Source organism: Sapientia aquatica (assembly GCF_004358105.1).
Classification (GTDB): domain Bacteria; phylum Pseudomonadota; class Gammaproteobacteria; order Burkholderiales; family Burkholderiaceae_D; genus Solimicrobium; species Solimicrobium aquaticum.
In genome coordinates this window covers 62,978-69,141 of sequence record NZ_SMYL01000014.1, presented here as the reverse complement: position 1 = coordinate 69,141, position 6,164 = coordinate 62,978, and the positions used below count along the sequence as shown (strand labels likewise).

At 42.3% G+C, this 6,164-nt stretch carries 9 protein-coding genes; 3 read left to right on the top strand and 6 right to left on the bottom strand.

The features are described 5' to 3' along the window. Positions 1 to 186 precede the first annotated feature (186 nt). The 6 genes from E2I14_RS17680 to E2I14_RS17655 form a co-directional block, all read right to left on the bottom strand. Positions 187 to 759, bottom strand: a complete 573-nt coding sequence (locus E2I14_RS17680) for a hypothetical protein (protein WP_133330990.1) — start codon at positions 757 to 759, stop codon at positions 187 to 189. A 4-nt stretch (positions 760 to 763) separates the two neighbouring features. Continuing rightward, positions 764 to 1,486 carry a hypothetical protein gene (locus tag E2I14_RS17675; RefSeq protein WP_133330988.1) on the bottom strand — a complete coding sequence of 241 codons (723 nt, stop codon included), beginning with the start codon at positions 1,484 to 1,486 and terminating at the stop codon, positions 764 to 766. A gap of 29 nt (positions 1,487 to 1,515) precedes the next feature. Further along, positions 1,516 to 1,920: a hypothetical protein gene (locus tag E2I14_RS17670; RefSeq protein ID WP_133330986.1), complete on the bottom strand. Its 405-nt coding sequence runs from the start codon at positions 1,918 to 1,920 to the stop codon at positions 1,516 to 1,518. A 497-nt stretch (positions 1,921 to 2,417) separates the two neighbouring features. Then, a complete protein-coding gene (gene traI / locus E2I14_RS17665; protein ID WP_133330984.1) occupies positions 2,418 to 4,232 on the bottom strand; it encodes a TraI/MobA(P) family conjugative relaxase in 1,815 nt (604 codons plus the stop codon). After that, positions 4,229 to 4,588, bottom strand: coding sequence for a plasmid mobilization protein (locus tag E2I14_RS17660; RefSeq protein ID WP_133330982.1), 360 nt, complete (start codon positions 4,586 to 4,588; stop codon positions 4,229 to 4,231). Before E2I14_RS17660 ends, traI begins: the two co-directional genes overlap by 4 nt. Positions 4,589 to 4,677: 89 nt before the next feature. Continuing rightward, the gene (locus E2I14_RS17655) at positions 4,678 to 4,920 is read right to left on the bottom strand and encodes a helix-turn-helix transcriptional regulator (protein ID WP_133330980.1); all 243 of its coding nucleotides are present in this window, start codon (positions 4,918 to 4,920) and stop codon (positions 4,678 to 4,680) included. Positions 4,921 to 4,973: 53 nt separating this feature from the next. Here E2I14_RS17655 and E2I14_RS17650 point away from each other — a divergent pair, with 53 nt between their 5' ends. The 3 genes from E2I14_RS17650 (at position 4,974) to E2I14_RS17640 (ending at position 6,012) form a co-directional block, all read left to right on the top strand. Continuing rightward, complete coding sequence (locus tag E2I14_RS17650) at positions 4,974 to 5,228, top strand: tyrosine-type recombinase/integrase (protein ID WP_227544783.1); 255 nt, start codon at positions 4,974 to 4,976, stop codon at positions 5,226 to 5,228. A 258-nt stretch (positions 5,229 to 5,486) separates the two neighbouring features. Beyond that, positions 5,487 to 5,801 (top strand): hypothetical protein, encoded by a 315-nt coding sequence (locus E2I14_RS17645; protein WP_133330978.1) that lies wholly within the window; start codon positions 5,487 to 5,489, stop codon positions 5,799 to 5,801. After that, positions 5,788 to 6,012 (top strand): hypothetical protein, encoded by a 225-nt coding sequence (locus E2I14_RS17640; RefSeq protein ID WP_133330976.1) that lies wholly within the window; start codon positions 5,788 to 5,790, stop codon positions 6,010 to 6,012. Before E2I14_RS17645 ends, E2I14_RS17640 begins: the two co-directional genes overlap by 14 nt. Positions 6,013 to 6,164: the final 152 nt, after the last annotated feature.

Here is a 6,164-nt window from a genome sequence, read left to right as displayed (position 1 = left end):
AGCAACTGTACAAAAACGCGCCTGTGGATTCCGAAATCGGGACAATTTCAAGATCGCCGTATATTTCCATTGTGGCGGGCTTGACCTTTATCCGACTTCAGCGACCCACAGGAAAGTCTGATGAATCTTATTTAATAGATTTTAAATGTACCGCGAAAAGATTTGGCGTTATCACCTATCACATCGTCACGGCTTTATTTTCCAGCCGTAAACCACATTTTTCGCGGTCGGTTTCGGGATGCATGAATCATTTTTAATCGTCCATCCCTCTCCGTCGCAAGCCGCTAATCGTCTGATACTACCAGCTTGCGCTAATCCAAACGCCACCTTTCCTTCCGCAGTATTGGCCCAATTGGCTGCCGCCTTTTCATCTTTGGACTCCAAATATCCTTTTTCGTGCCCCTCTGATAAACCTCGTTCATGGCCTCGTTGTTCCATAATCCAACCAAATATAGAAAAGGAAAGGAAAGTTAATGTAATGCTTCCGGAAATCCATTTTGCTTTGTGGATTCTAGAAATATCTTGAGCAGCAGCGAGTGCAACGTCAACCGCACATTGTGTTAATTCAGCTTTCATTCGAGCTGTTTCACCTAGCACCATGATGCTCGCGGTTGTTCTAAAATCTTGCAGGACGCAATTAACTGCGTCCTGCAATTTTTCAGTTTGGGGAATTTTCTCAGACGTGAATTCAATCCGTTTAACAAGCTCGTTAATTTCACCCATGATCTCTTGCGCGACTAGATCTGATAGTTGTGCCATCTTATTATCCGTAAAGTATTTGATATAGGTTGCTGAGTTCGATTTCGAGCATGCGTGTTGTTCCTTGGGCTCGAGCCCATCGAACCATTTCTATTCGGGCCTTTTGATTGTCAATCGGGATTTTATTTAACTCTTGGCGATAATTTTTCTGGTCACTTAACATCTGAATGTATGCGACATCAATCGACCCAAGAGCAGCATAGGCTTCAGTTTCGTAAACAAACGCGTCGAGATTCAATGTGAAAATTGGAGAACTTCTGTGCAAAAATATAATCGGCTTACATTCATCTGAGACGGAAGAATCCTTTGGCAGTCGATTAAAAATTACTTTGATTCTCTCTGGCTCAATACCCATTTTTGCCAATGTTTTGAGTGTGGTAATAGATTCGGACATTTCGATCTGAGCAGATGCTCGTGCGATTACAGGCACGATAAAATAATCGAAGATTTGATGTGATTCAAACTCAGAATTTAATGAAAGTAAAAAGGATTCAATATTGGATGCTCCGACATCGATAATGGCGTCCTCAACCTTGACAAGTTCTGTTTCCAGCTGACCGAGGTCGCGTCCTTTCAGAAAAATTTCTGAATTGCATCCTGACAGGCCAGAATTGTTTATCGTTTCGACGCGAATTATTGTCGCATTTGGCATTCTTGGAAATTCGAGCGAGTTAACCAAGCTGCTTTTCCCGCACTTTCCTGTAATTCCTGTGTAAACTTTTTTCAATTTATACTCCAAATAAAATGTTAGTCATGTTAGTCGTCTTTAAATCCATTGAGATTGACCTTTTGTCTCAATGATGCCTTTAGCTCTTCTTGTGTTACGCCCGGCGGTGTATCCGAATTAGAGAATGAATTCGCGTGTTTTTTTGGTGATGCTGGTGGAGACGGTCCGCTACAACCCTTTGATTTATACCACCCGTTCCGCCTCATAAAATCGTCGTAAAATTCATCTCCAAACACTCTTCTAATAAACCGTCTTAAAGCTGGCAAAGTCGTCAATATTTTTCGTTCGCCTGTTAGCCACTCCAAAATAATTGGTAGCGAAACATCCAAATTCATCAATCGATTTATTGATGTTTCGTATTCGTTTAAATTGGTTTTGCGCTTTTTCCGTTTCAAAGTCTGCATTTGCAATTCAAGAAATTTAGTTTCCGACATATCTCACTCTTTCCTCGTTTTACTACGTTCAAGATACGTTTTTCGATATACAACGTCGTTGCATTTCATTCAGTTACGTACTACCCAAAATTTGCTAAGTACTTGTAATAAGCAGGGCAGGACGGACGGCGGTGAGACCGCCGTGAATCACCCGCAACGCTGCGCTTATTTGGGCTGCTTTTCCAGCGCTTGCAGCGGGCCAATTTGGACAGATTCATCCGGTCCTTTTGTCTGCGGCGTCCCCATCGACGGGAATGGAGTCTAGTATCTTGCCAATTGGACTGGGTGCCGGTTTGATACTTGTATCTTTTGTCACCGCGGTCGATACGTCGTCAATTTGTTCGAAGCCGTCACAGTCCGTGATACCAGTGAGTGTCTGCTTGAATCCTTCTCTCCTGCAGCATTGAAATGTAATTTCGGCGAAGATATTGCAATGGCATCTCAGTGAATCATTGATTTTTTGCCATATCGCGTTCTTACAATTACAACAGGCAACCTTATCTAGTTCGTGATATATTTTTAGCGCGCCGGCTCGTTCCAATACGTTTGACATGATGATGTGTTTCCCTTTGAGGTTTAATTGGATTTTTTTTCATACTTAAATCAGTACGAAGTTTTTCAAGAACTGGGTCTGTGAAATTCACCGTTAGGCCGTTCCGGACAGCGATTTCCACCACCATGTTTTGAAAGCTTTGTGGTCCTGAGAGTGAAATCTCATGACCAAATTTTGAAATCGAGAAGCGCAAGGCGATCTCGACAGAATCAACGTCATTTGCCGCTGCTGAATTGAGTTGAATTTGTTTTGCGATTGCACTATCTAAAATTGATCGATTTTCGCCAAGGTCGTAAACCACTGTCCCATTGTCTAGAACAAGGTGCTTGATTGGTAATCGTCGAATAGGATGTTCATTGTTCCCAGCGAATGTGCTTATAATTTTCAATTCCGCCCATTCAGATTCCCTAGAAACATTGGTAGAGTGTTTGGCACTGTGGCCTCTAAGTGTCTCAAGTGCTATATCATTTTCTTTTGCCAGATTGAATAAGTATTCCCTGTAGTTCGTTCCAGGTTGCCGCGCGGTTATGTCGACTTTAAGTAATTGTTTTTCCTGGCGGATTATGGAAGCAAACTCAGTTAGTTTTGCAGCATGGTTTATCTGTACGACCGAACGCGCTGCGACTGCCGAAATGCCTGATTTGGTGCTGCGGATTTCAGCGAGGTCGGTTTTGTATTGAGATAGGATCGCATTTCTCCGCTTAGTGGCCGTCTCCCTGAATTCCGCCCATTTTTCTTGCCTGAATTTAGAAAATCCTGACTTTTTCGAACGCCATTCATCAAAAAACAGTCCATCATCTATAATTGACTTTGATGAATATTTCAACGAACTCTCCACTGAAGCTTCTTTGGCTTCTGAGTCGATTGGAACGAAGGGGCCAAGTCTTTGCTGTACTTTGGTTATTCCGACCTTTGAAATAGGCAGCCCGCCTTTTCCTTCGATCGGGCAAATAACGTATCCAGCGCCCCTTTGTTTAATTTGACATTGATATGCAGTTGCTGCGTGGTGCATTTCTTTCCACGACTTTGCGTGGATTAGACGATCACCAATGCGGACTTCGTTGCACCAGCTTTGGAATGATTGTTGGCCGGTAATTTTTTCCAAAGAGAGTGCGCGATCGCTCAGCTGATTCGGATTTGAATTAGACTCTCTTCGAGCGATACGTAGCTGCAGAGGGACCTCTGTCATTATCCCGTTGGCGTCAATTTCATGCAGGCCATTGTCACGTCTGAGGTTATGTCTTTCCTCTATCTCCCGGCAAACTAGATCTCGCAGAGTCCGATCGCGCCACAGTGAATTACCACGAAACGGTTTCTGTTTTTCAATTCGACTTACAAAGATATGTAAATGCCAATGACCGTTATCATTGTGTAAGCATGACACGAAATGATTTTCAGATAGCTTTAGCGCTTTGCGCATGGAATCTTCGGTATCAAGTAACACTGCTTCCGAGGGTTTTTCTTGTCCGAACGAAAATACAAAATGCCCCAATTTATTTTTTTGATCTACCTTAGTACTTAAATCAAGGATAGTTTGCATTTCGAGTGCTGCTTTATCGACTGTGGTTATCATCGAATCTGGATCTCGATCAAAATAGACCCCATTATCAATTAAGCCAAAACATTGGAACCTAGTGCGGTAAGACTTGTCGAGCCATTCTCCCGTTCCCTTGTCAATTTTTAGGCCGACACCATACTTGATCGCATCCAACGCACTGGAAATCCCATCTTTTCTTGGCTCTATATTCTTTGATATCATAATTTTTCGGTCAATTTTTTGACGGCTCTGACCACTTCGATTTGTGCGGCTTCGATTTGCAAAAGTAGGTCTTGCGCCTGATGCTGGTCAAATTTTTCGGAGTAGGGCATTACGTCCGCTAAACTTGCTTTCAAGAGACCTCCAACCCAACCAAGATCTCCCCGAGCATTTGCCAATTGTTGGATTGCTTCCAAGTCTACTTTTGACTTTGGCGTGGATTTAAAAATAGTTTGCCGGACTAATTCTCCAAGTGAGATCCTGAATAACTCGGCACGGGCCTTTAGTGCAGCCTTTTCTTCGGTGGTTGCCCGTACCTGGATTGTCAGGTTTTTTTTACGCTTGTTAGAGTTGCTCATGTGATTATTAGCCCGCCGTGTCTATGATTATCGAAAAATTGTTTTGGGAAAATTTAATAGCGTGAATTGAAAAATAAATGCATTTCAATTTACTCAGTTGGTTTTCGTTTGTATGTAAGAGTGGTAACTAGGTCATGAATTTGTTGCTTGGATTTTTCCTGTACCTGTGCACTAATAAGCGCGTCAATTTCTCCGGATGGCCAACCTACTGCCCGCTCACCAATTGGGACTGGCTTAGTCCAAAATCCGTTTTTTATCTTGAGATAGATTGTGGATCTCGATAATCCACTTCGAATAAGTAATTCCGGGAATCTTATGAGACGTTGCGACATGTTTTACCCTCTGGTAATGTTTGACATGCCTTCATTGTGACTAATTTGATTTATTGCGTGACCTAATAAGGAAACTTAATTCCTTATTAGTTATTTGGAGGAGCTGGGTCAATATTCAGTCGGCGCCAACAGATGCGGGGATCAAATTAGGGTCAAGTCACAGCGGTAGACGACGCTTCGCCTCCAACCTATTATCGAATGGTGCAAGTCTCGAAACGGTACAGCAGTTGTTAGGACATGCGGAGTTGGATCACATCATGCATTATCTAAATATCAATAAAATAAATTGCGCGAAATGTTTTCTGTAGCGATATAGTGGTACGCAATGCGTATTAATTAGGGAAATCATGACACAGCAATCGCAACAAGAGTTTTTGAAGTCACTCAAGGATGAACTTGGTGTTACCAGGGACGAATTAGCTTTGCTGTCCGGTATTAAGCCTCGGGCTTTAAAAACGTACCGCATGCCTGTGGATTCAAAGGACTTTAGGATATTAAATGATCTAGCAAGGAATGCTCTCATTCGGACAAAGAAGATCGCGTAAGGAAAGCAAAAAGGGATTGATATGAAAATATTGATTAGAAATAAACAGGATACTCTCGACGAAATTAAATTAAAAATTTCGCTTGAGATTGTGTCGCGCTTCGATGTGTTCACCATCAAAAAGAAATCCATAGAGAATTTGTTGCGGTGGAAATCGAATGGAACGTGGAGTGTGTCGTATGAATTGTGGTTGACGATCCTCAATGATCGCGATGAACAGAAACTAATTGGTTGCATGACTGGTTTAGATCAGCGTAGCAATCAAATGCGCCAATCTATGCCGTATGTTGGTTTGTTGGATCAGTCGGTCGTGAGAAAAATTCATGAAGAAATCTGAGCTTGAGCATATTGTTCGCGCCGCTTCCCAAATTTGCGAAGATAAAGAATTTATCATCATTGGAAGTCAATCTCTACATGGAAAGTTTCCAGATGTAGCAGACACTATTTTGATGTCGCAAGGGGTCGATATTATTGCGAAGAATAAACCGGATAGGACGGAGCGATTAAACTCTATCGGTGTAGATTCCAGATTCCATGAAACGTATTGATACTATGCTGATCCCGTTGACTTTAAAACTGCCACATTGCCTAGGAATTGGAAGAGCAGATTAGTGAATCTAAACCCTGATTCTGATATGGGCGATAGCAAAGCATATTGTATTGAGCCACATGATCTTGTTGTTGCGAAGTTATGAGCTGC